Source organism: Romboutsia sp. 1001216sp1, from assembly GCF_039841805.1.
In the GTDB taxonomy this organism is placed as follows: Bacteria; Bacillota; Clostridia; order Peptostreptococcales; family Peptostreptococcaceae; genus Romboutsia_C; species Romboutsia_C hominis.
In genome coordinates this window covers 200,738-226,145 of the sequence record NZ_JBDPHA010000001.1, presented here as the reverse complement: position 1 = coordinate 226,145, position 25,408 = coordinate 200,738, and the positions used below count along the sequence as shown (strand labels likewise).

Below are 25,408 nucleotides of genomic sequence, written 5' to 3'. Positions count from 1 at the left end.
CCCCTATTATTAGTAGCTTTATTTACGTTTTTAGTTACATTTAATTCACTCTCAATGATAAAATCAGAGGCCTATGGGAAAGATTTAGGTGAAGTAGCTTACTCAAGAAGTAGGAGCTCTTTTCATTCAAGTAGTTCTAGTAAAAGTTACTCTAAGCCAAAGAGTATAAAGCCAAGTTCTGGTAGTTTTTCTAGTAAACCAAGTAGTAGCTTAAAGAGCAGTAAAAGTAGCAAATCACAAAGTACTATAAAGCCAGATTCAGGAGGCTTTACGACTAAGCCAAGTGATAACAGCAATATAGACAGTAAAACAGATAGCAAATCAAATAGCACTATAAAACCAGACTCAGGAAGTTTTTCTACAAAGCCTAAAAATGAAAGTAATGAAAATAATTCTAATACCAATAAAAAATATTATGACTATGATGAGCCTAAATCAAGTAGGCCTATATTTGGAGGAGGATATTATAGCGGAGGATTTAGTCCTTTTGGAAGAATGTTTTATAGTTTTTCAATGAGTTCGTGGATAGTAAAGCTAGTAGTTATATTAACTATAGTAGTAGTGTTATATATAGCAATAGATTTTATAAAAAATAGAAGAGACGGAGATTAATATTAGTAAAGAAAAAACAACCTATGGTAGATAATAAGTCTATACATAGGTTATTTTTTTACAGATAAGGATTTTTTAGTATAAAAGTATTGATAAAAAATAGGTTATAAAATGGATATTTTAAGTATAAGAGGAAATTATTATGATATTAGGAAAGTATATTTTTTATTTGTTAAGTGATAACACTTAAAAATTTATAGACTTATAAAAATGTTTTAATATACCTATACAGGGTATAGAAAAAATATAATTAAAAAATAAAGGAGCCAAATGACATGGGTAATATAATTACAAAAACGTATAAAGTCACAGGAATGACTTGTGCAGCATGTGCAAAAGCTGTTGAAAGAGCCGTCAAAAAGCTAGATGGAGTACAAAGTCAGAGTATAAACATGGTGACAGAAAAGTTAGAAATAGTATACGATGATAGTAAAGTTGGTTTTGAAGACTTTAAAAAAGCTATACAAAAATCAGGATATGATATATTAGAAGATACAACATATAAAAAGGTTGATTTAAAAATTAGTGGAATGACATGTGCAGCATGTGCAAAAGCTGTTGAAAGAGCTACTAAGAAATTAGATGGAGTAGAAAGTTCAAGTGTGAATATAGCTACAGAAATAGCATCAATAAGTTATGATCCAAGCAAGATTAAATTATCTAAATTAGAAGAAGCTATTAAAAAGTCAGGATATGAAGTATTAGAGAATAATAAAGATAAAAATCAAATAGATGAAGATAAATTAAGAAAAGAAAAAGAAATGAAAACTTTATTTACTAAGTTTATAATAGCTGTAGGATTTTCTATACCGCTATTTTATGTAGCAATGGGGCCTATGATAACAAAACCTTTTGGTCCATTACCAGTACCAAGCATAATAAATCCTAACACAAACCCTTTAAATTATGCACTAATTCAAATGTTACTTGTTATACCTGTAATGGGAGCTGGGTACAAATTTTATGTAAATGGATTTAAAGCATTACTAACAAAAAGTCCTAATATGGATTCTCTAGTTGCAATAGGTACATCAGCAGCATTTTTATATAGTGTATATACAACATTTAAAATAGCAACTTATAATGGTCAAATGTCTCACGGACATCATCAGTTATACTATGAAAGTGCGGGAATAATAATTGCTCTAATATTACTTGGGAAATATTTAGAATCAAGATCAAAAGGAAAAACTAGCGAAGCAATAAAAAAACTTATGGGACTTCAACCAAAAACTGCGCTTATATTAAAAGATGATAAAGAAATTGAAGTACCAATAGATGAAGTTGAAGTTGGAGATATAATAATAGTAAAACCAGGTAGCAAAATACCAGTAGATGGTGTTGTGGTAGATGGTAATACATCAGTAGATGAATCAATGCTTACAGGAGAAAGTATACCTGTTGAAAAAAATATTGGTGATAAGGTAACTGGAGCTAGTATAAACAAACATGGAAGTATAAAATTTAAAGCAGAAAAAGTAGGTAGTGATACAGCCTTATCTCAAATTATAAAATTAGTGGAAGATGCACAGGGCAAAAAAGCACCAATTGCAAAACTTGCAGATACTGTGTCAGGATATTTTGTACCAGTTGTTATAATAATAGCTATAGTGTCAGCAGCAGCTTGGGCTTTATTTGGAAATAAAGATTTAGAGTTTGTCTTAACAATATTTATATCTGTATTAGTTATAGCTTGTCCATGTGCATTAGGACTTGCAACACCAACAGCTATAATGGTTGGTACAGGAAAAGGGGCAGAAAATGGAATACTTATAAAAGGTGGAGAAGCTTTAGAACTTGCACATAAAGTAGATACTGTAATATTTGATAAAACAGGAACTATAACAGAAGGTAAGCCAAAAGTAACAGATGTTATAGTAACTGATGATATAGATGAAAAATCTATAATACAAATAGCTGCAAGTGCAGAAAAAACATCAGAACATCCATTAGGGGAAGCTATAGTTAAGTATGGTGAAGAAATAGGAATAAAATTTGTAGAAGTCAAAAACTTTAAAGCTATACCAGGACATGGTATAGAAGTAAACATAGATAATAAAAATATATTACTTGGTAATAAAAGATTAATGGAAAGTAGAGATATAAGCCTAGAATCTCTACATAAAAAATCTGATAAGTTAGCACAAGAAGGAAAAACACCTATGTATATAGCTATAGAAAATAAGATAGCTGGAATAATAGCAGTAGCTGATACTGTTAAAGAAAATAGTAAAAAAGCAGTAGAAAAACTACATGAAATGGGAATAAAAGTAGCTATGGTAACAGGAGATAATAAAAAGACTGCCAATGCTATAGCTAGAGAAGTTGGAATAGATATAGTAGTATCAGAAGTATTACCTCAAGATAAATCAAATGTGGTTAAAAATCTTCAAAATGAAGGTAAGTTTGTAGCTATGGTTGGAGATGGTATAAATGATGCACCAGCACTAGCTCAAGCTAATGTAGGTATAGCTATAGGAAATGGAACAGATGTGGCTATGGAATCTGCAGATATTGTTTTAATGAAAAGCGATTTAATTGATGTATGTAATGCAATAAAATTAAGTAATGAGACAATTAAGAATATAAAAGAAAACTTATTCTGGGCATTTGGATACAATACAATAGGAATACCAATAGCAGCAGGGCTACTTTATATATTCGGAGGACCGCTACTAAATCCAATGTTTGCAGCAGCAGCGATGAGTTTAAGTTCAGTATCAGTAGTAAGTAATGCACTTAGACTAAAAAATTTTAAAACATATAAATAATAAAAAAGAGTTACTTAAAGTAACTCTTTTTTAGTTTATAAAAATATAGAAATATAAAAAATTAATTTAAAATAGTTCAAAGTGATGAAAATAAAGTTTATAAATTAGACAAGCTATTATTTGGTATTAGTAAATCAAAACAAGATGAACTTTAAATAGTTAATAGTATAAAATATATAAGTAAAGAAATAATATTATTAATTAAAATAATATTAAAGGAGTAGACAAAATGGCAAAGTTCAACGGTGTAGTAAAGTGGTTTAATAGTGTAAAAGGATATGGTTTTATAACTTGTGATACTGGTGAAGACGTATTTGTTCACTTTACAAATATAAAAGAAGAAAATGATGAAAAGAATTTACATGAAGGTGAAGAAGTTAGCTTTGATATGGTAGAGGCTCCAAAAGGAATGTCAGCTATAAATGTACACAAATTATAAAAATAAGGAACTATCAATTGATAGTTCCTTATTTTTAATTACGGAAAAAATTATATACTTCATAAAAAATTCATATAGTTATAAATTAATTATGATAAAATTAAATATAAATAAAGATCAAATGGAGTTGATAAAATGAGTGAATCTATATTAGTTATTGAAGATGATTCAGATATACAAGAACTCATAGTTGAGTTTTTAGGTTCTAAGGGATATAAAATAGACTCAGCTAATGATGGAGTAGAAGGTATACAAAAGTTTAAGGAAAAAGAATATGATTTAATAATACTTGATATTATGATGCCAAATTTAGATGGACATTCAGTATGTAAAATGATTAGAAAAAATTCAAATGTACCTATAATATTTTTAACAGCATTAACTGACGAATCAGATCAGATAAAAGGGTTTGATTTAGAGTGTGATGATTATATAACAAAGCCTTTTTCATTTAAGTTACTTATAAAAAGAGTAGAAGCAGTGCTTAGAAGGACATCACAAACTAGTAGTGACTGTTTAATCTTTGAAGACTTAAAATTAGATTTAAATACGTATACAGCACAAATAAAAGAAGAAACTATAGAACTTACTTTAAAGGAATTTAATATACTTAAGACTTTAATAGAAAAATATCCACAAGTGGTAACTAGAGAAAGTTTATTAGATAGTATATGGGGATATGACTATTATGGAGATACAAGAATAGTTGATGCACATATAAAAAATATAAGAAAAAAAATAGTATTACCATATATAAAAACAGTAAAAGGTATAGGATATACTCTTGAAAAAGATATTTAGTAAATGGGAAAAATTAAATATAAAGTATAAACTATTTACAATAACAACAGGGTTATTACTAGCATTAGCTATAATAATATACCTAATCTTATATTTTTTATTACCAACATATTATTATGAGTATAAAATAGGGAATTTCGAAAAAAGTGTAGCACGACTTAAGAAAGAATCAGTATTTTATACAACGGATGAATTAAAAGAGAAGCTACATCAACTAGAAGCGAGTCAAAATCTATCTGTTCTTTTAACTAACCAAAGTGGAAGAAGAATTTATGGTAGAACAGAATTATTAATACTTAATCATAGTAAATATATAATAAATAATAGTAGAGAATACCCTAAGAATATTACTATATATACTAAAGATTCAATACTCCCATATAATTTAAGTATAGTAATGCCGCTTCAGCCTATAGATGAAGCTACTGAGGTTATAAGAAATCTTATGCCATATATTATAGGGGTAGCTATATTAATAGCTATAATAGGTGCATACATATATACAAAAGTAATAACTAAACCTTTGATAGATATAATAGAAACTGAAAGAGAAGCTGAAAATAAAAGAAAAGAATTTATAGCTACTATATCTCATGAACTAAAAACGCCAATAACTATAATAAGTGGACAACTAGAAGGTATGATTTATAATATAGGGAAATATAAAGATAGAGATTTATATTTAGAAAAATCATATGATACTACACAAGAGTTAAAAGAATTGGTAAATGAGATGATAGAAGTATCAAAATGTGAAATATTAGAAACTGATTTGACTTTAGATACTGTTAATTTAAGCAATATGGTTGAAAATATAATAAAAAGACAAGCATTTTTAATAGAAGATAAAAATTTAAATACAGTAATAGATATAGAAAAAGATTTGTATGTAAAATGTGATGAAGATAGAATAAAAAAAGCAATAAGTAATATAATAAACAATGCTATAAAATATTCACCAAATAAAGAAACTATAATAGTGAAGCTGTACACTAAAAGTGTAAAAATTGCTAGAAGAAAAACTGATTCAAAAATATATTTAGAAGTCGAAAATACAGGCATTACTATAGATAAAAAATATCTAAATGAGATATTTAAGCCATTTTTTAGAGTAGAAAAATCAAGATCTAGAAAAACTGGAGGAAGTGGGCTAGGGTTATATTTAGTTAGTAAAATACTTCAAAGTCATGGATTTAAGCATAACATAAAAAATAAAGAGAATTCAGTAATATTTACTATAGAGTTTAATTAAACTTTCAAAGTTCATTCACTTAAAACTCATATTAAATTCATATTAAAAAGTTAATATATAAGTATAGAAAGACTAGCTTAAAAACCATAATATAATACCCTAAAATAATGGCAACACTCCCTCACATCCTCCTATGGGTTGCCATTATTTATATCCCCTATATTTTATATAGGGGATATTTTTAATTGTAAGTAAAATGTATAATTTATAAAATAATAAATTAGATTTTGTACAAAAAAAGAAAGTAATAATTTTTAATAAAATGCAAAAAATAATATAAATAAAGGAGGATATATGACTACTATGAAAAATTATATGAATAATATGAAAAATGATATGGAAAAAAGACTTGATGGAGCTAAAGAAAAAGCAGAAGATGTAAAAGAAAATGTACTAGGATTTATGGCTAATATGGAAAATCAAGTGGAAGATGGAATGGAAAGATATAAAGAAAAAAAATTTGCTAAAAATTTAAAAAAACAAATGGAAAAAGAACATAAATAAATACCTAAAAGAGCTAAATTATTTAGCTCTTTTAATATTTAAATAAAATTGTATCATTACATTTTATATTTATTATATATTTAAGATCCATATATGGAAATTGTATGGGTTAGGTAGTAATATTTAATTAGGATTCATTAAAAGTGGAGGAATAATTATGGATAGAATGAATGAAGTAAGTAAAACTAAAACAAAATTTTTAGTGACATCATCTTTATTTGCCGCACTAGTTTGTTTAACAACAGCATATATATTACATATTCCAGTAGGAGCTAATGGAGGGTATGTTCATATAGGGGATTCATTTATATATTTAGCAGCAGCTATACTTCCTACTCCTTACGCAATGATTTGTGCAGCAATAGGAGCTGGAATGGCAGATTTAGTTAGTGGTGCAGCTATATGGCTAATACCAACAATAATAATAAAGCCAATATTAGTATTATTTATAAGCTCAAATAGCGAAAAAATAATAACTAAAAGAAATATAATAGGAAGCTTTATTGCGGGATTTGTAGGATGGTTTTTATATATGATAGCAGGGGGAATTATATCAGGTACATTTGTAGGTGCATTTGTATTGTCTCTTGTAGGTTTTGTACAACCAATAGGAAGCTTTATAGTGTTTTTATTAATTGGAAGTACTTTTGATAAATTAGAAATAAAGAAAAAATTTTAATAAAAAGGAGATAGATATGAATATATTATATACAATAGGTGATAGTCTTTATGTAAACTTAACTAATAAATGTCCATGTAGATGTATATTTTGTATAAGAGATGAGAAGGATGAAATTGAAAAAAGTGGAAGTTTATGGCTAGAACATGAACCAAGTATTGACGAAATAAAGGAAGCTTTTAAAAATTATAATTTAAGCGATTATAATGAAGTTGTATTTTGTGGATATGGAGAACCCTTAGTTAGACTAGACGAAGTAATAGAAATTAGTAAGTTTATAAAAGAAAAAAGTAATGTAAAAGTTAGGGTTAATACCAATGGTTTAAGTGATTTGATTCATAAAAAGAAAACAGCAATACTATTAAAGGATAATATAGATTCTATATCAATTAGCTTAAATGCTCCAAATAAAGAGGTTTATACAAAGGTTACAAGACCTAAATACGGGGAAGTATCATTTGAATATATGATAAATTTTGCAAAAGAATGTAAAGAGTATATAAGTGAAGTAGCTTTTTCCGTTGTAGATGAAATATCGCAAGAAGAAATAGAAATGTCAAAAGTGTTAGCAAATAAGCTTGGAATAGATTTAAAAGTAAGAAATAAAAATTAAAATACTTAGAGTACACTAAAAAACTATAAAAATAAATTTATTTTTATAGTTTTTTAGTATATATAATAATAAATAAGTATTAAAATATAAATTTAAATTCAATGGGGAATATTTCATAAAAAGTAAAAAAAATATAAAAAAAGTATAAAATTTGACGGTATTTATGGTAAACTACAACTAAAAAGAAAATTAAATTAACAAAAGAACAGGAGCAAAGAGCAATGGGAATATTTGATATCTTCAAAAAGAAAAATAAAAGCAGTATTATATTATCGCCTACAAATGGTGAAATATTAGAGTTATCATATGTACCAGATGAGGTATTTTCCAACAAGATTATGGGAGATGGATTTGCTATAAAGTCAAATGATGGGGTTATAGTATCACCAGTAGATGCAACAGTTGAGATGATATTTGATACTAAACATGCTATGGGGTTAAAAACTGATGATGGTTTAGAATTACTTATACATTTAGGAATAGATACAGTGAATTTAAAAGGTGAAGGTTTCGAGATATTCACAAATGTTGGAGATAAAGTTAAAGCAGGAGATAAAATAATGAAAATGGATGTTGACTTTATAAAAAATAATGCAACATCGGATATAAGTCCTATAATATTTACTAGTTTAGAAGATGGACAGTCTGTAAAAATTGTAACAGGTGCTGTAGAAGCTAAAGAAGAAAATAGAATAGAAATAGTTAAATAACTAACAAATAGGGGGGTCTTTAGATATATCTAAGGACCTTTTATATGTAATAAAATTAAATTAAAATAAATAATGACATCAACAGGAGGAAATTATATGCTTAAATTTTTACAGCGTATAGGTAAATCACTTATGTTACCTATAGCGGCACTACCAATAGCAGGTATTATGCTAAGAATTGGACAACCTGATGTAATAAAAGCATTGTATGCAGTGCCATTTATGTCTCAAGTACTTCCATTTTTTGGAGCAGCAGGGTCTGCATTATTTGATAATTTACCATTATTATTTGCACTAGGAGTTGCAGTTGGCTTATCTGATGATCAAAATGGTGCATCAGCTCTAGCAGGTGTTATATCTTATTTAACTTTAACTAATGTTACTACTAAATACTGGGGTATAAATTTTGCACCAGAAATAGCATCAACATTAAATATATCATTTTTAGGAGGTATACTAGCAGGTTTAATAGGTGGATTATCATATAATAGATATAGAAAAGTTCAACTGCCAGAATTTTTAGCATTCTTTGGTGGAAGAAGAGCAGTTCCTATAATGTCTGGATTAATATCAGCTATAGTAGCTATACCTTTAGCTATAGTTTGGCCTAGTATTCAAGCTTTTTTAGGAGATATATCAGCAGCTATAGCAGGGTTTGGAGCTATGGGAGCAGCATTATATGGATTCTTTAATCGTCTATTAATACCAATGGGACTTCATCATGTATTTAATTCATTCTTCTGGTTCCAATTAGGAAACTTTAATGGGACAACAGGAGATTTAAACAGATTCTTTGCAGGAGATCCTACAGCAGGACACTTTATGGCAGGATTTTTCCCAGTAATGATGTTTGGTTTACCAGCAATAGCATTTGCTATATACTGTGCAGCTAAGAAAGAAAAGAAAAAAGCAGTAGCAGGTATGCTTTTTTCTTTAGGACTTACAGCTTTATTAACAGGTGTTACAGAGCCACTTGAATTTTTATTTATATTTTTATCACCAGCATTATTAGTAGCTCATGCAATACTTACAGCAATATCTATGTTTATTACAGATTCTCTAGGAGTACTTCATGGATTTACATTTTCAGCAGGAGCGATAGACTATTTACTAAACTTTAATTTAGCTACTAATCCAATATATATATTACTAGTAGGACTTGGAATTGGTGCTTTATACTTTGTAGTATTTTACTTCTTAATAGTTAAGCTAGACTTACCAACTCCAGGTAGAGAAGATGATGATGAACTTAGTTCAAATCCAATACAAAATAGTGAAGTAGCAGTAACTAGTGAAGATGAATTATCTAGAAAATATATAGAATATCTAGGTGGAGATGATAATATAATTAAGGTAGAAAACTGTGCAACTCGCCTAAGACTAGAATTAGTTGATACTGATAAAATGAATGAAAGAGGTTTAAAATTATTGGGGGCAAAAGGTGTTGTTAAATTAAACAAGACTAGTGCTCAAGTTATAGTTGGTACGAAAGTTGAATTCGTAGCTGATGGAATAAATGAAAGTCTTAGAAAATAATAAGGATATCTAAACTTAGGTATCCTTATTTATAATATAGTGAATTTTAAATTCTATTAATTTTAAAAGATTTAAGCGAAGGTTTTTCTTAGTGAATACTAAGAAAAAGTGTAGGTAGTATGAGTAAAGTCAATTTTTGTTGTTCAACTTTTACCAAAATATAGCTATAATATAAAATAAATGAAAATAAAAATTATCTAAAAATAGTAGGGGGATATATGTTAAATACTAATAAAGAACATGTAGTTAAATGGTCAGTACAAGGTAAAATTCATCATCCAATAGGTGGAAACTATAGAATAAGTTATGATGGAAAACCTATGATACTTCCAGCAACAGGTGGAATATCATATAATGTATCTGTTGGTGATAGTGTTTTTAATTGGGCAGGTGACCATGTAGAGCCAGGTGTATCTATAAGAAATGAAAATAGTTCAGAAAATGCAGCATTAATGACATTTGCATGTATTGGAAATGAAGCTAAAATAGTATCAGGGGATGCTAAAGGTAAAAAGGGATATGTAACAGGCATGCATGGAGGTATAGACCATGTGTTAATATATTTCGATGATGAAACTTTAGAAGATTTAGCAATCGATGATAAAATAATGGTAAAAGCATATGGACAAGGGCTTAAGTTAAATAATTATGAAAATGTACACATAATGAATATAGATCCTAATTTATTTGAAAAATTAAACATAAAAGAAGAAAATGGAAAGCTTAAAGTTAATGTTGTAGGAAAAGTTCCAGCATATTTAATGGGGTCTGGTATAGGTTCTAAAAGTGCTGCTACAGATGGTGATTATGACATAATGACAGCTGATATGGAAGAAATAAAGAGATTAGGGCTTGATAAGTTAAAATTTGGTGATTTAGTATTACTTCAAGATTGTGATAACACATATGGTGTAGGATATTTAAAAGGTGCTGTAAGTATAGGAGTTGTAGTTCATAGTGATTGTGTGAAATCAGGTCATGGGCCAGGGGTAACAGTTATAATGACTTGTAAAGATGACACTATAGAAGGTATTATAGATGAAAATGCTAATATAAAAAATTATATGAAATAAAAAAAAAGGTCTTCTATTTAAATAGAAGACCTTTTTTTGAGTTAAAAGTAAGTATATCTATAGTTACTAAAAAATAAATATTTTATTTTAATATATGAGAATATGTATATCCAAAAAAGTGAAATCTATTATAAAAACAATTTTAAAGATTTAAAATTTGCAAAAAATGGTATATAATATGAAAAGACTAACTAGGAGGGGCCAAATGAATAAAAGTAAAGTTGTAATAGTAGGAACAGGAATGGTGGGAATGAGCTATGCTTATTCAATGGTGAACCAAGGAACATGCGAAGAATTAGTACTTATAGATTTAGATAAAAAAAGAGCTGAAGGAGAAGCTATTGATTTAAATCATGGACTTAGCTTTGCACCAAGAAAAATGAAGATATATGCAGGGGATTATAGCGATTGTAGTGATGCCTACATAATATGCATAACAGCAGGTGCTATACAAAATGAAGGAGAGACAAGATTAGACTTATTACATAAAAATACAAAAATAATGAAGTCTATAATAGGAGAAATAAAAAAGACAGGCTTTAAAGGAATATTATTAATAGCTACAAATCCAGTTGATATAATGACTTATGTATCATGGAAATTATCTGGTTATGATAAATCGAAAGTCATAGGATCAGGAACGACACTAGATTCAGCTAGACTTAGATATACATTAGGTGAAATATTAAATGTAAATCCTAAAGATATAAATGCATATGTAATGGGTGAACATGGAGATTCTCAATTTGTAGCTTGGAGTTATGCACTTTGTGGATTACAACCAATATATCAAATAGCATCTAGAAAAGATAAGAATATAGATTTTGATGATTTAGAAAAAATAGAAGATGAAGTTAGAAATATAGCTTATAAAATAATTGATTGTAAAAAGTCGACATATTATGGTATAGGAATGGCTTTAACTAAGATAACTAAAGCTATACTTGAAAATGAAAATACAGTACTTACAGTATCATCATATTTAAATGGAGAATATGGAAATGAAGACGTGTATATAGCAGTTCCAAGTATAGTAAATAAAGATGGAGTAAGAGAAGTGATACATTTACCACTTGATGCTACAGAAAAAGAAAAGTTAAATGACTCTATAAAGATAATGAAAGAAAATATAAAAAAATTAGACTTATAAAAATAAATAATTAAAAGCGCTACTTAATTTTAAGTAGCGCTTTTAATTATTTATAGTTATGTAATAGTATATGAAATATTTAGAGTATTAGTTTAAACAAATTTATCTAAAATATAAAAAAACTTATAATAATAAAACTTCAATATATGGATAACTTAAAAGTAAGCACAATTTAAAAGAAAGGATAAAGTTATGAAAAAAGAAGTTAAAGTAAATGAAGGAAGGTCAGATAATAATCCACATATGGATAAGTTATTAAAAGAAAATAAAAATAGAATGGAAATTGCAAAAGAAATAAGTACTAATAAAAAAATAGGTGACATAGTAGGCGAAAGATTAGCTAAAAAACATCATTTCCCACCATGTTAAATTAAATTTAGGAGGAAACTAATGGAGAATAAATTTTCAAATGGACATTATAAAGACGCAATTGAGTATGCAAAATATATACTTTCAAATAGTTCCTCTATAAAAGAAATAGCTGAGAATATAAATGAATTAGAAAAAGAAGACGATAATAAAAAAGTAAGTGATAATTAAATTAGTAACACAATAATATAGTTATAAAATAGTAGGTTAATTAATATTTATATTAAATAACCTACTATTTTATTTGAATAAATTATTTAAGTAGGCGCATTTAGATATATAAATTATTGAAAAATATAAATAGAAATACTAATATTAATTATTAATGAATGAGGTAATAGAGTTTAGGGGGGATTATTATTAATAAATTACTTAATACATATAAAGGACTCCCAAAAGAGATATACATATTGTTTATAGGTAAAATAGTAAATAGTATAGGTTCTTTTGTACATCCTCTTATGTCATTGATACTTACACAAAAAATAGGAATGTCAGCTTTTGAAGCCGGTCAATTTGTGACAATGCTTGCAGTATTTCAGGCTCCATGTATGATAACTGGAGGAAAGTTAAGTGATACGATTGGAAGAAGAAAAGTTATAATAACATTTCAAGCTTTAGGTGCACTTATGTTAATTATATGTGGGCTTATGGATACTACTGTATTAACAGCTAAGATAATGATATTATCATCATGTTTTTATTCAATATCATCACCTGCTTATGATGCGTTAAATGCAGATTTAACTAATGAAGGAAATAGAAAAGAATCATACTCACTATTGTATATGGGAGTGAATATTGGTTTTTCTATAGGTCCAATACTTGGTGGATTTTTATATAAAGATTATTTATTTTTAATATTTATAGGAGATGCTATAACTACCTTAATAGCCCTAACACTATTTATATTTTATGTAAAAGAGCCAACAAAAATTAAAAAAAGCAATGTAATAGACTCAAAAGAGATATATGATGATGAATATAAAGATTTTTCTACTTTAAAAGTATTAATTAAAAGACCTATACTAATAGCATTTCCTATTATAATGCTATTATATCAATTTTCATATTCTCAATGGGGATTTTCTCTTCCTCTTCAAATGGGAGAAATATTTAAAGAGGATGGGGCAAGATTGTATGGATTATTAGGAGGATTAAATGGATTTATAGTAATTATATTAACTCCTATATTAACTAGTAAAACTAAAAAATATAAATCTATGAACATTATGTCTATAGGAGGAATTTTATATGGGTTATGTTTTTTAGTGGTTAGTTTTTCAAAAGTGATGCCATTATTTTTCCTAGCAATAACATTATTAACTATAGGCGAAGTTTTAATAGCTATTAATAGTTCGGCTTTTATAGCGAACAATACTCCTATATCTCATAGGGGAAGGATAAGTTCTGTAATACCATTAATTACTGGAATGGGATATGCAATGGGACCTATGATAATGGGGAAAATTATAGATTCAAGCTCTATATCTATAGGGTGGATAGTAGTTATGTTGGCATCTTTTATAGGAGCATTCGGACTTTTAACATTAAAAAAACTTAAATTAGAAATAAATGAAGAATAACTAGTATAAAAAATAGAAATTAATATGAATATTAAGAATAAAGTACTTACTAAATCGTACTTAAATAGATAAAATTTAAAAAAAGTTCATAAATTATTGAAAAAAAATCCTGTTATGCTATAATTAACCTATAAATACGAATTATTAAATAAATTTATGGAATAATAATCGGTTTTATAGGGGAGGAAATATAAAATGAAGAATCAAAGTTCGGTTATTTATCAACTAGATGGTAAGCCAAAATTAACAGAAGCTATACCCTTAGGTCTTCAGCATATACTAGCGATGTTTGTTGGAAATGTTACACCACTTATAATAATTTCTAATATACTTAACTTGTCATTAGCTGATAAAACTTCTTTAATACAATGTGCTATGTTTGTATCTGGAATAGTAACATTAATACAATGTTATAAAGTTGGTCCATTTGGAGCGAGGTTACCAATAGTTATGGGAACTAGTTTTGGGTTTGTACCAGTACTTACAGCAATAGGTGCTAAGTATGGATATGAAACGATACTTGGAGCATGTCTAGTAGGTGGGCTTATAGAAGTAATGTTTGGTCAAAGTATGAAAAAATTAAGGAGATTTTTCCCGTCAGTGGTAACAGGAACAGTAGTTTTAGCTATGGGTATATCTTTACTTCCAACAGGTATAAATTATTTTGCAGGTGGAGTAGGAGCTAGTGACTTTGGTTCAATATCAAATCTTATATTAGGAACAGTAGTTTTACTAACTGTATTAATTTTTAATCAATATACTAAAGGGATAACTAGTTTAGCATCAATACTTATAGGACTTATAGTTGGATATATAGTAGCAATACCAATGGGAAAGATAGATTTTTCGCAACTATCTCAGATGTCTATGATATCTGTTCCAATGCCGTTTACATTCGGGTTTGAATTCCATCTAGACGCAATATTTGCAGTAGCTTGTGTATTTATAGTTTCAGCTGTTGAGACAGTAGGGGATATAACATCAATAGCCCATTCAGGGATAGGAAGAGATGCTACTGATAAAGAAATAGCAGGTGGAGTTATGGCAGATGGTATAGGAAGTGTTATAGGGGCAATGTTTAGTGTACTTCCAAATACTTCGTTTGGCCAAAATGTAGGGATTATAGCCATGACTAAAGTTATAAATAGAAATGTAGTAGCAACAGGTGCAGTATTTTTAATATTAGCAGCAGTATTTCCAAAATTTGGAGCAATAATATCTTTAATGCCTTCAAGTGTATTAGGTGGAGCTAGTGTAATGATGTTTGCAATGATTGCAGTTAGTGGGATAAAGCTTATAACTAGTGAGCCTCTTAATAATAGAAATAGCACAATAGTAGCACTTTCATTAGGAGTTGGCGTTGGATTATCATTTGTTCCAGGAGTTCTTTCTAATATGCCAGAATCTATACAATTAATATTTGGAGATTCAGGACTTGTATTAGTTGCAATTATAGCAGTAGTTTTAAATATAGTACTTCCAAAAGAAGAAAAATCTGTAGAATTAGAAGTTAAATTAGAAGGTCAAATATCTTAATACAAAATAAAAGATAGTTATTTTTATATGTAAAAATAGCTATTTTTTTATAAAAAACTTTATATATATGTGTTAAAATTTTATTTAAATTTAGGTATAAGTTATATATAATTATAATAGGGAAAGATATAACAGGGGGAAATATACCGATGAAAAGGATATTTAATAAATTAAATGAGAATATAATAATTATAAATAATAAAGGAGATATATTATTTTGTAATGAAGTATTATTAGAAAAATTAGGGTATAAACAAGAGGATATAATACAAAATAATATAAATAATATTTTATATAATATAGAAGATATTGATTGTATAAAAAAAGAAGAAAATATAGATTTGTTGTTTTATAGAAAGACAAAAGACATTGTCAAATTTAACTGTGATATAATAATAGATTTTTTTGAAGAAAAAGAAGTAATTTTTATATTATGTAAAGAAATAAGCAAATCATATACAATAGAAGACTTAGATAATCTACTAGATAGTATACCGATAGGATTATGGATTAAGAATATAGATGGTAAATATTTATACTCAAATAGATATCTAGCAAGTCTTGCCAACAAAGAAAAAGAAAATATGATAGGAAATTATGATATAGATAATTTTAAAGATGAATATGCACATTTATATAAAGAGGTAGATGAAGAGGTAATAAATACAAAAAAGCCAAGGCTATTTGAAGAAGCTATAATAGTAAATGGAATAAGCAAAGAGTTTGAATCGTATAAGGCACCTATACTTGGTGAAAATGAAGATGTAATTTATACGGTAGGAGCTACAAGAGATATAAGCTTGAGAAAAAAGATAGAAAAACAGGTATTTAATAACCATAATCAAGTATCGACTTTACACAATATTTTAAATAGAACTAGCTGTGATATAAAAGGATTATTAGAAGATACTTGTGACGAATTTTCAAAATATTTAAATAGTGATGGGATATCAGTATGGTTGTATGATAAAGATAAAAAAGAATTAAAATCATATATAAGAAGAGGTTATTTTACTATATCACAGCATGAAGGGATAATAAAGCTAGGTAAAGATACAATAGAGTGGGAAGTTTTTAATAATATATCAGATGGCTTAAGGGATATAAATGAAGTAAAGCATCTAAGTACATATAAAAAAATGGAAAATGATGGAGTAAAATACATAGGAACTTATAAAATAAAATTAAGAGATGATATTATAGGTATATTAACTATATATTATAAAGATAATAATAAACCACCAGAATATGACCAAAGTAATTTTATAAAGGCCATATGTGGTCAAATGGCTATATTAATCAAAAACTTAAAACTTACTAATGAAATAAAAATAGAAAATAAAAAAAGAAGCAATACAGAAAAAGAATTGGCATTGTTTTTAGAAACAGCAGTTGATTTAGTAGGGGTTATAGATGAAGATGGATATTTTAAAAAAGCAAACTCAAAATGGAGTGAAGTACTAGGATGGACAGAAGAAGAATTACTAAACATTAATTTAAAAAATTTACTACATCCTGAAGATATGAAAAAGGTATTACCAGTTAAAGATTTTAAAAAAGGTTCTAAATTTAGAAAAAATGTTAAGTATAGATATTTAAACAAAAATGGCAAATATATATGGTTACATATAGGTAGCAAGTATGTAGAGGAAGAAAAGCATTTTTTAGTTACAGGAAGAGATATAACAAAAGAAATGTATGTTGAAGAACAAACTAAAAAACTAGAAAAAGCTATTGAAATAGAGAGTATGAAAAATGAGTTTTTCTCTAATATATCACATGAATTTAAAACTCCACTTAATATAATACTTGGGAGCATGCAGTTATTAAATCAAAGTATATATAAAAATAGCATAACTACTGAAAAACTTATTAATCATATAAGTACAATAAAGCAAAATTCTTATAGACTTTTAAGACTTGTAAATAATCTTATAGATATAAGTAAAATAGAAACAGGATACTATGAATTACAACTTTCTAATAATAATATAGTTAATATAATAGAGGATATAACTCTATCAGTTGTAAATTATGTAGAGTGTAAAAATATAAATTTAATATTTGATACTGATACAGAGTGTGAAATATTAGCATGTGACCCTGATAAAATAGAGAGGGTTATGCTAAACTTATTATCAAATGCAATAAAATATACAGGAGAATATGGAAAAATAATAGTAAGTTTAAAATCAGATGGTAAAAAAGTAATAGTATCTGTAAAAGATAATGGAACTGGAATACCTAAGGATAAAATAGGAATTATATTTGATAGATTTGGACAAGTAAATGATGCACTAATAAAAAGAAGAGAAGGTAGTGGAATTGGTTTATCCTTAGTTAAATCTTTAGTAGAAATGCATGGAGGTTCTATAAGGGTAGAAAGTGAATTAAATATAGGAAGTGAATTTATATTTGAAATACCTGTATCTTTAATTGAAGATGAAGAAGTAACTATATTAGATAAAAATTTAAGAGATTCACAAATAGAAAAGTGTAATATAGAGTTTTCAGATATATATAATATTTAAAAATATATATAATAAATTAATGAATAATTAATTATAAACCATGAAGGTTTTCACTAGCTAAAGTGAAAACCTTTTTTGAATTATATTATTATTATCGATGCTTTGTATAGTTGCTTACGCAGACTATAAATGTATTTATAGTAAATTAGATAGAAAATAAATGGAATATGGAGTTTACTGATAATAATTAAAGAATATAAAATATACATCTTATATGCTTTAATTTACAAAAAGTAATGTATAGAATCTTAAAAAAAGTAGATATATCAAGTAATAAAAAATATTTGATATATCTACTTTTTTAGATGCAGTAAATAAACATGATTATAATTATATAGCAATATTATTTAATTTATTAAGTTTTTGTAGTTTGTATTTTTTAAACATCAATGTATTAGACATATTACACAAAGTTAACTTACCTATCTTTCAAATGAATTGCTACTTTCATAGGAACAACAAAATTTACTTCCTTTAAATAAAAAGAAGAATGCGCTGCCCATAATAAGAGGGGTTATAAATGATACAGCTAAAGCGATTGAATTGCTATATGTACTTTTTGTAAAAACTGCAAGAATTAATAAGATAAGATTAATTTAAAAATATGAAAAAAGATGAAGATAAATAATAATACAGATTGGCTAAAATCAAAGGATTCATTGAAATGGTATTATAAACTTATCATAAAAAATAAATAATACTATGATAAAATATGACTATAGACCATAAATTAAGATATTTTGCATAAGGGAGGGGAATTAATGAATATCATATATTTTTTAGTAGGAATAATAGCGACGACTATTGGTGCAATATCAGGAATTGGTGGAGGAGTTATAATAAAGCCAGTACTTGATACATTAGGAAATTATGATATAAGTACGATAAGTATATTATCTAGCTTTACTGTGTTTTCTATGTCAATAGTAGCTTTATTAAAAAGCATAAAAAATAAAGTTAAATTAGATGGAAAGAGAACTATATCTCTAGCAATAGGTTCTATAATAGGTGGGATATTAGGTAAAAATTTATTTACCTTATTTTTAGCGGCTTTAAACAACAATTTACTAGGCCAAAAAATACAATCAACTACATTATTTATACTTATGGGTGTAGTTTTAATTTTATATATTAATGAAGGTAAAATTAAAGGTTTTAGAGTTAATAATATAGGATTTTGTGCATTGATAGGTATTATATTAGGTATAATTTCTTCATTTTTAGGAATAGGTGGAGGACCGATAAATGTAATTGCATTAATGTATATATTAGGTATGGGAAGTAAGGAAAGCTCTATACATTCTATATTTATAATATTTTTTTCACAAGGGTCTAAACTTTTATCGGTGTTTTTATCAGAAGGATTTAGTGTATATAACTTAGAGGTACTTCCTTTCATGGTTGTAGGTGGTATTATGGGAGGATTTATAGGAAGTTATTTATTAGGAAAGATGAAGAAAAACAATATAAAAAATCTTTTTACATATACTATGTTACTAATTATGTGTTTTAATTTGTACAATTTAATAAAAAAATAGTTAAATATATATTTAATAACCAAATAATTGTTAATATCAAAAAATATCTAAGTAAGAAAATGAGGGGAAAAAATATAATGATAAAAAATATAAAAAGTATTTTTTTACTTCTTACTATTTTATTTATAATTTGTGTATCAATAAAAAATAATAGTGTATATGCACAAAAACTAAATGATAGTAATTTGAGTAAATATAGCATAATAGATAGTATAGAGAGTACATATAATAAAAAAGAATTAGAAAAAAACTATATAAACAAAGTTAGGGCTAATTTAAAGGGTGAAGTAAAAGACAGTGAATATTACTTTATACAAGGTTATATAGACTATAGTATACATGATTATAAAAGTGCAATAAAAAATTTTGAATTAGCCACAAAGGATATAAAAAATTCTAAGGATACATTTTTAAAAGTATACAATTATATACTTTTAAATAATTGTCTTTTAGAAGAAGGCAAAAGTGAAAATTTAATAACTAATGCTAAGAAGGCAATTACATATATAAAGGAAGATAAGTCATATAAAAATAATAGTAATGTAGTTTGGGAAGTAATATTTCCATTAAGTTATAATGCAAAAACTAAGGATGAATCAATAAAATTACTAAAATCATATATAGAAGAAACTAGCAATTTAGATATAGAGACTAAAATGGCATTAAGGGGAAATTTAGCTATAATATATACTATGGATAGAAAGTATGGCAAAGCTATATATAATTATTTAGATGTTATAAATTTAGCAAAGAAACATCCAAATATAGATAAAGCTGGTGTGTATGAAGCTAAAGCATATACTTTTATAGGTAATATAGTATATGAATTAGGTCTGCATAAAGAAGCTATAGATTGGTATGATATGGCAATAAATATAAAAATACCAAATAAATTAAACAATGCAGAAGCAAAGGTAAATACATATATAAATCAGATGCATGCATACTTAAGTATCGGTGATTACGATAAATGTAGTGATGTAGTAAATGAGACAAAAAAATATATAAAATATCTAGATAAAAATGAACAAGATGATGTAGAAATTCTTCTAAATTATAATATAGCCAATATAAATATACATAAAGGAAATTATGAAGAAGCTAAAAAATATATAAAAAAAGGTTCAGAGTTATTAAAAGAAGATAAAGTAGAATATTTTATTCATAAAGATATTTTCTTAGGATTATCATATGCAAGTATATTAAAAGAAGAAGGAAATTATAAAGAAGCTTTAGATATATATAATAAAATACTAAAGCTAAAAAATGAAGGTGCTAAATATATAGAAATTGATATCTATTCTGATATAGCTGAAATATACAGTAAAATAGGAGATCTAGAATCATATAAAAAATACAATGAAATACTAAAAGAAAAGAAAGAATCTTTAGATGAAATTATAAAAAATGATTATATTGAATATTCAATAAAGGCATATGAAAATGAAGTATTAAAAGAGAAAGAGAAAAACGAACAAATAAAAGTATTAATTATGACATGTATAGTAGTAATATTAATTATTATTTTAATAGCAAGAATAGTTCGTGTGAAAGCATTAAAAAAATTACACTATCAAGATAGTATGACAGGTCTTTATAATAGGAGATATCTAGATGATTATGAACAGAGAAATATAAAGAAACTAGAAGAAAAGGAAATTTCTATAGTATTACTAGATATAGACTACTTTAAGAAATATAATGATAATTATGGACATATAGAAGGAGATAAAGTAATAAAAGAAGTATCAAATTCAGTTCTTATGAATATTAGAAAGAAAGGGATAGGAATAAGATTTGGAGGTGAAGAAATAGTTATTATACTAGAGGACACTAGTGAAAATGAAGCCATAGAAATAGTAGAAAAAATACAAAAAGATATAAAAAATAAGGCAATAGAACATAAGTATTCATTAGTTAATGACATAGTAACTACAAGTATAGGTATATATACTAAAAAGAAAAATATGAAAGAAGATATATATTTAGCAATAGATAAAGCAGACAAGGCATTGTATGAGTCTAAAAATAATGGAAGAAATAGATATAGTATATATAATTAAAAAAGTAATGAACTTTTAATTATAAAAATTATATTAAATTTTAAATAAAAGCCCTTAAAATGATATTAATGTTTTAAGGGCTTTTATTTAAAATTTGAATAAGTATGAAGGAATTTATATGTTAATATCTAATATTGTATAAAGAAAGGTATATGACAAACGTTTATCAGGGGGATTATATGGAAAAAACAAAAGTAAGAAGAAAGCCAAAGTGGCTAAGAGTAAATTATGAACGTCAATCTATAAAAGAGATTGAAGTTATGATGGAACAGTTATCATTAAATACAGTATGCAAAGAAGCAAAATGCCCTAATTTAGGTGAATGCTATAAAAAAAGAACAGCTACATTTATGATAATGGGAAGTCAATGCACTAGAAATTGTAGGTTTTGTAATGTAACTAATGGTAAACCTCAAAATCTTGATATAAATGAACCAGAAAATGTAGCAAAAGCAGTAAAAGAACTAGGATTATCTCATGCAGTTATAACAAGTGTAACAAGAGATGATTTAGAGGATTGTGGAGCTAGTCACTTTGCAAAAACTATAGAAGCTGTGAAGAGTTTAAATCCAGATACTACTGTAGAAGTGCTAATACCAGATTTAAAAGGTATCAAAGAAAATTTAGATATAGTTATAAAAGCAAATCCTGATGTAATAAATCATAATGTCGAAACTGTAGAAAGATTATATGATACAGTTCGTCCAGAAGCAATATATGAAAGAAGTATAGATGTTTTAAAATATGTAAAGGAAGTAGCACCTCACATATTAACAAAAACTGGTATAATGGTTGGCCTTAGTGAAAGTGATGAAGAAGTATTTAAGGTTATGGATGATGTACTTAAGGTAGGATGCGACATATTTACAATAGGTCAATATCTAAGACCATCAAACAAACACATAGAAGTTTATGAATACGTAACACCAGAAAAATTTGAAGAATATAGAGTGGTTGGAGTAGAGAAAGGATTTAAGTATATAGCAAGTAGTCCTTTAGTTAGAAGTTCGTATAATGCACAAGAAGCTATTAAATAGACAAAAGGGGATAAAACCATGATATATGTAGAAAATAATTCAACTAATCCATACTTTAATTTTGCACTAGAGTATTATCTTATAAATGAGAAAGACTTAAAAGATGATGTTATATTTATGTTTTGGAGAACAAATCCAACACTTATGATAGGAAAATTCCAAAATACAATAGAAGAAATTAATGAAGATTATGTAAAAAATAATAATATAAATGTAGTTAGACGTATAACAGGTGGCGGAACTATATATACGGATATGAATGGATGGCAATTTAGCTTTATAACTAAAAATTATAATGGAAATGGAATAGACTTTAAAACATTTACAACGCCAATTATTGAAGCATTAAAAAGTCAAGGAATAGATGCATACTTTAATAGTAGGAATGATTTATTAGTAGATGGCAAAAAATTCTCTGGAAATGCACAATGTGTTAAAAATGGATGTAAATTACACCATGGTTCTATACTATTTGATACTAACATAGAGGAAATGGTAAGAAGTATAACTGTAGCTGAAGATAAGATAATATCTAAAGGAATAAAATCAGTTAAAGATAGGGTTGCAAATCTTAAAAACTATTTAAAGGAAGATATGGATAGTTTAAAGTTTAAAGATATAATGCTAGAGAGTTTACTTAAAGAATCTAGTGGAGTTTATAATTTAACAAAAGAAGATATAAAGAGAGTAGAAGAAATAGCTAAAGAAAAATTTGAAACTTGGGAATGGAACTACGGAAAATCTCCTAAATTTGAGATTGTTAAAGGAAAAAGATTAGATGGTGGGAAAGTAGAGTTTAGGATTAATGTAGATAAAGGTATAATAAAAGAATGTAAAATAAATGGAGACTTTTTTGGAGAAGGCGAAATAGAGGATATATCAAATTTACTATATGGATGTAGATATAATAAAAAAGATATATTAGATATATTAGAAAATATTGATATAAATAAGTATTTCTATCGAGTGAACAAAGAAGAACTTATAGAATGTATAATATAATTTTAGATATAATAATAAAAAACCTGTATCAATAATATTGATACAGGTTTTTTATTTAAAATAATACATATAAAATATAAGTTATTAATGTAATTTATTTATATATTAATAGCATAAGAATCTTCTTTTTTTAATTTTAAATAATTCATATAGGTATTAGTTTCAGCTATAACTACAGGAGTAAGATAAATTAGAGCTATAAGGTTAGGTATAGCCATAAGAGCATTAACAATATCCGCAATTATCCAAACCATTTCAAGTTTTAAAAATGACCCAATAAGTATCATTAAAACAAAGACAACCCTGTAAGCGCTTATAAACTTAATACCAAATAAAAACTCAAAACATCTTTCTCCATAATAACACCAACCAAGTATAGTAGTAAAAGCAAATAAACTTAAACTAATAGTTAAAAATAAAGGTCCAATATGTGGAAGAACACTTTCAAATGCACTTTGAGTCATAAGAGCACCATTTAAATCTCCTTTCCATACACCAGATAATATAAGAGAAAATCCAGTAAGAGAACAGATTATCAAACTATCTATAAATGTCCCAGTCATAGATATAAGACCTTGCTCAGCTGGATGATTAGTTTTAGCAGCAGCTGCTGCAATTGGAGCACTACCAAGTCCAGATTCATTAGAAAATACACCTCGAGCAATACCATTTCTAATAGCCATAGATACACTAGCTCCCATAAATCCACCTATAGAAGATGTAGGTGTAAAAGCACTTTTTAGTATTAAGATAAATGTAGATGGTATTTTATTAAATGAGCCTAAAATAATTAAAAAGCACATTAGTATATATACAAAAGACATAAATGGAACTACTGTAGATGCTACTTTTGAAATATTTTTAATACCTCCAAATATAACTAAGGCTACAATTAATGTTAATATAATTCCAGTTATTTTAGGATTAATTCCAACACTTCCATTAATAGAATCAGTTATGGAATTAACTTGAGTAAATGTACCTATACCTAAAAGAGCAACTAAAATACCACTTATAGCAAAGAAAATAGCAAGAGGTTTATACTTAGATCCCATACCATTTACTATATAGTACATAGGACCACCAGAAATTTCGTTTTTTTCATTTTTAGTTCTATACTTTATAGCAAGTACTCCTTCAGCATATTTAGTAGCCATTCCAAAAAATGCTGCAACCCACATCCAAAATAATGCACCAGGACCTCCTATTTTTAGAGCAGTAGCAACACCAACTATATTTCCAGTACCAACTGTAGCAGCAAGAGCAGTGCATAAAGCGCTAAAGCTTGAAATATCTCCACTACCATTATTTTCTGATTTAAATATTAATTTTAAAGCAGTAGGTAATTTAGTTATTTGTAAAAATCCAAGTTTAAAAGTAAATAATATACCAGTACCAACTAATAGTATTAGTAAAGGTGGTCCCCATATAAATGAGTTAATTTGAGATAAAACATCAATTAAATTCATAAAAATACACTCCTTATATATTCGCTTATTTTTTAAGCGAAGTGAATTTTATGCCTTAATAAATCAATAAAGGAAAATGAATTAATTGACAGGAAGATAAGATATTTAGAAATTTTTAATTTTCTAAATAATAAGAA

The 25,408-nt window shown here is 26.7% G+C and carries 22 protein-coding genes; 21 read left to right on the top strand and 1 reads right to left on the bottom strand.

Features of this window, described 5'->3' with window-relative positions; all coding sequences use genetic code 11:
- Positions 1-54 precede the first annotated feature (54 nt).
- The 21 genes from ABHC41_RS01205 to ABHC41_RS01105 all read left to right on the top strand — a co-directional run bounded on the left by ABHC41_RS01205 (position 55) and on the right by ABHC41_RS01105 (position 23,802).
- Positions 55-612: a hypothetical protein gene (locus tag ABHC41_RS01205; RefSeq protein WP_195236931.1), complete on the top strand. Its 558-nt coding sequence runs from the start codon at positions 55-57 to the stop codon at positions 610-612.
- Positions 613-887: 275 nt separating this feature from the next.
- Positions 888-3,383: a heavy metal translocating P-type ATPase gene (locus ABHC41_RS01200; RefSeq protein ID WP_195236932.1), complete on the top strand. Its 2,496-nt coding sequence runs from the start codon at positions 888-890 to the stop codon at positions 3,381-3,383.
- A gap of 229 nt (positions 3,384-3,612) precedes the next feature.
- The gene (locus ABHC41_RS01195; protein WP_092926654.1) at positions 3,613-3,822 is read left to right on the top strand and encodes a cold-shock protein; all 210 of its coding nucleotides are present in this window, start codon (positions 3,613-3,615) and stop codon (positions 3,820-3,822) included.
- 135 nt (positions 3,823-3,957) lie between these two features.
- A complete protein-coding gene (locus ABHC41_RS01190; protein WP_092926652.1) occupies positions 3,958-4,623 on the top strand; it encodes a response regulator transcription factor in 666 nt (221 codons plus the stop codon).
- A complete protein-coding gene (locus tag ABHC41_RS01185) occupies positions 4,607-5,875 on the top strand; it encodes a HAMP domain-containing sensor histidine kinase (protein ID WP_092926650.1) in 1,269 nt (422 codons plus the stop codon). Before ABHC41_RS01190 ends, ABHC41_RS01185 begins: the two co-directional genes overlap by 17 nt.
- 294 nt (positions 5,876-6,169) lie before the next feature.
- Positions 6,170-6,379: a hypothetical protein gene (locus ABHC41_RS01180; RefSeq protein WP_092926648.1), complete on the top strand. Its 210-nt coding sequence runs from the start codon at positions 6,170-6,172 to the stop codon at positions 6,377-6,379.
- 157 nt (positions 6,380-6,536) lie between these two features.
- Positions 6,537-7,058 carry a TIGR04002 family protein gene (locus ABHC41_RS01175; protein WP_092926646.1) on the top strand — a complete coding sequence of 174 codons (522 nt, stop codon included), beginning with the start codon at positions 6,537-6,539 and terminating at the stop codon, positions 7,056-7,058.
- A gap of 16 nt (positions 7,059-7,074) precedes the next feature.
- A complete protein-coding gene (locus tag ABHC41_RS01170; RefSeq protein ID WP_092926644.1) occupies positions 7,075-7,671 on the top strand; it encodes a TIGR04100 family radical SAM protein in 597 nt (198 codons plus the stop codon).
- 221 nt (positions 7,672-7,892) lie between these two features.
- Complete coding sequence (locus ABHC41_RS01165; protein WP_092926642.1) at positions 7,893-8,381, top strand: PTS glucose transporter subunit IIA; 489 nt, start codon at positions 7,893-7,895, stop codon at positions 8,379-8,381.
- Between the two features lie 96 nt (positions 8,382-8,477).
- On the top strand, positions 8,478-9,917 hold the full coding sequence (gene nagE / locus ABHC41_RS01160) for an N-acetylglucosamine-specific PTS transporter subunit IIBC (protein ID WP_195236933.1): 1,440 nt from the start codon (positions 8,478-8,480) through the stop codon (positions 9,915-9,917).
- A gap of 218 nt (positions 9,918-10,135) precedes the next feature.
- Positions 10,136-10,990, top strand: coding sequence for a DUF4438 domain-containing protein (locus ABHC41_RS01155; protein WP_092926638.1), 855 nt, complete (start codon positions 10,136-10,138; stop codon positions 10,988-10,990).
- 205 nt (positions 10,991-11,195) lie between these two features.
- Positions 11,196-12,140, top strand: a complete 945-nt coding sequence (locus ABHC41_RS01150) for an L-lactate dehydrogenase (protein WP_195236934.1) — start codon at positions 11,196-11,198, stop codon at positions 12,138-12,140.
- Positions 12,141-12,332: 192 nt separating this feature from the next.
- Complete coding sequence (locus ABHC41_RS01145) at positions 12,333-12,509, top strand: hypothetical protein (RefSeq protein WP_176698698.1); 177 nt, start codon at positions 12,333-12,335, stop codon at positions 12,507-12,509.
- Positions 12,510-12,530: 21 nt separating this feature from the next.
- The gene (locus ABHC41_RS01140; protein WP_176698697.1) at positions 12,531-12,680 is read left to right on the top strand and encodes a hypothetical protein; all 150 of its coding nucleotides are present in this window, start codon (positions 12,531-12,533) and stop codon (positions 12,678-12,680) included.
- Positions 12,681-12,919: 239 nt separating this feature from the next.
- Positions 12,920-14,095, top strand: a complete 1,176-nt coding sequence (locus ABHC41_RS01135; protein ID WP_092926634.1) for an MFS transporter — start codon at positions 12,920-12,922, stop codon at positions 14,093-14,095.
- A 195-nt stretch (positions 14,096-14,290) separates the two neighbouring features.
- On the top strand, positions 14,291-15,631 hold the full coding sequence (locus tag ABHC41_RS01130) for a nucleobase:cation symporter-2 family protein (RefSeq protein WP_195236937.1): 1,341 nt from the start codon (positions 14,291-14,293) through the stop codon (positions 15,629-15,631).
- Between the two features lie 149 nt (positions 15,632-15,780).
- Complete coding sequence (locus tag ABHC41_RS01125) at positions 15,781-18,162, top strand: PAS domain-containing sensor histidine kinase (RefSeq protein WP_195580930.1); 2,382 nt, start codon at positions 15,781-15,783, stop codon at positions 18,160-18,162.
- A gap of 761 nt (positions 18,163-18,923) precedes the next feature.
- Positions 18,924-19,700, top strand: a complete 777-nt coding sequence (locus ABHC41_RS01120; protein WP_195580931.1) for a sulfite exporter TauE/SafE family protein — start codon at positions 18,924-18,926, stop codon at positions 19,698-19,700.
- 77 nt (positions 19,701-19,777) lie between these two features.
- Complete coding sequence (locus ABHC41_RS01115; RefSeq protein ID WP_271891990.1) at positions 19,778-21,763, top strand: tetratricopeptide repeat-containing diguanylate cyclase; 1,986 nt, start codon at positions 19,778-19,780, stop codon at positions 21,761-21,763.
- A 179-nt stretch (positions 21,764-21,942) separates the two neighbouring features.
- Positions 21,943-22,800 carry a lipoyl synthase gene (gene lipA, locus ABHC41_RS01110; RefSeq protein ID WP_092926624.1) on the top strand — a complete coding sequence of 286 codons (858 nt, stop codon included), beginning with the start codon at positions 21,943-21,945 and terminating at the stop codon, positions 22,798-22,800.
- 18 nt (positions 22,801-22,818) lie between these two features.
- Complete coding sequence (locus tag ABHC41_RS01105; RefSeq protein WP_195928354.1) at positions 22,819-23,802, top strand: lipoate--protein ligase; 984 nt, start codon at positions 22,819-22,821, stop codon at positions 23,800-23,802.
- Positions 23,803-23,900: 98 nt separating this feature from the next.
- On the opposite strand, the gene ABHC41_RS01100 is transcribed toward ABHC41_RS01105, so the two are convergent.
- Positions 23,901-25,271, bottom strand: a complete 1,371-nt coding sequence (locus ABHC41_RS01100) for a sodium:alanine symporter family protein (protein WP_271891989.1) — start codon at positions 25,269-25,271, stop codon at positions 23,901-23,903.
- Positions 25,272-25,408: the final 137 nt, after the last annotated feature.

Coding starts and splice junctions, on each gene's coding strand:
- ABHC41_RS01205 (WP_195236931.1), top strand. CDS start 55: ATGATAAAATCAGAGGCCTATGGGAAAGATTTAGGTGAAGTAGCTTAC.
- ABHC41_RS01200 (WP_195236932.1), top strand. CDS start 888: ATGGGTAATATAATTACAAAAACGTATAAAGTCACAGGAATGACTTGT.
- ABHC41_RS01195 (WP_092926654.1), top strand. CDS start 3,613: ATGGCAAAGTTCAACGGTGTAGTAAAGTGGTTTAATAGTGTAAAAGGA.
- ABHC41_RS01190 (WP_092926652.1), top strand. CDS start 3,958: ATGAGTGAATCTATATTAGTTATTGAAGATGATTCAGATATACAAGAA.
- ABHC41_RS01180 (WP_092926648.1), top strand. CDS start 6,170: ATGACTACTATGAAAAATTATATGAATAATATGAAAAATGATATGGAA.
- ABHC41_RS01175 (WP_092926646.1), top strand. CDS start 6,537: ATGGATAGAATGAATGAAGTAAGTAAAACTAAAACAAAATTTTTAGTG.
- ABHC41_RS01170 (WP_092926644.1), top strand. CDS start 7,075: ATGAATATATTATATACAATAGGTGATAGTCTTTATGTAAACTTAACT.
- ABHC41_RS01165 (WP_092926642.1), top strand. CDS start 7,893: ATGGGAATATTTGATATCTTCAAAAAGAAAAATAAAAGCAGTATTATA.
- nagE (WP_195236933.1), top strand. CDS start 8,478: ATGCTTAAATTTTTACAGCGTATAGGTAAATCACTTATGTTACCTATA.
- ABHC41_RS01155 (WP_092926638.1), top strand. CDS start 10,136: ATGTTAAATACTAATAAAGAACATGTAGTTAAATGGTCAGTACAAGGT.
- ABHC41_RS01150 (WP_195236934.1), top strand. CDS start 11,196: ATGAATAAAAGTAAAGTTGTAATAGTAGGAACAGGAATGGTGGGAATG.
- ABHC41_RS01145 (WP_176698698.1), top strand. CDS start 12,333: ATGAAAAAAGAAGTTAAAGTAAATGAAGGAAGGTCAGATAATAATCCA.
- ABHC41_RS01140 (WP_176698697.1), top strand. CDS start 12,531: ATGGAGAATAAATTTTCAAATGGACATTATAAAGACGCAATTGAGTAT.
- ABHC41_RS01130 (WP_195236937.1), top strand. CDS start 14,291: ATGAAGAATCAAAGTTCGGTTATTTATCAACTAGATGGTAAGCCAAAA.
- ABHC41_RS01125 (WP_195580930.1), top strand. CDS start 15,781: ATGAAAAGGATATTTAATAAATTAAATGAGAATATAATAATTATAAAT.
- ABHC41_RS01120 (WP_195580931.1), top strand. CDS start 18,924: ATGAATATCATATATTTTTTAGTAGGAATAATAGCGACGACTATTGGT.
- ABHC41_RS01115 (WP_271891990.1), top strand. CDS start 19,778: ATGATAAAAAATATAAAAAGTATTTTTTTACTTCTTACTATTTTATTT.
- lipA (WP_092926624.1), top strand. CDS start 21,943: ATGGAAAAAACAAAAGTAAGAAGAAAGCCAAAGTGGCTAAGAGTAAAT.
- ABHC41_RS01105 (WP_195928354.1), top strand. CDS start 22,819: ATGATATATGTAGAAAATAATTCAACTAATCCATACTTTAATTTTGCA.
- ABHC41_RS01100 (WP_271891989.1), bottom strand. CDS start 25,271: ATGAATTTAATTGATGTTTTATCTCAAATTAACTCATTTATATGGGGA.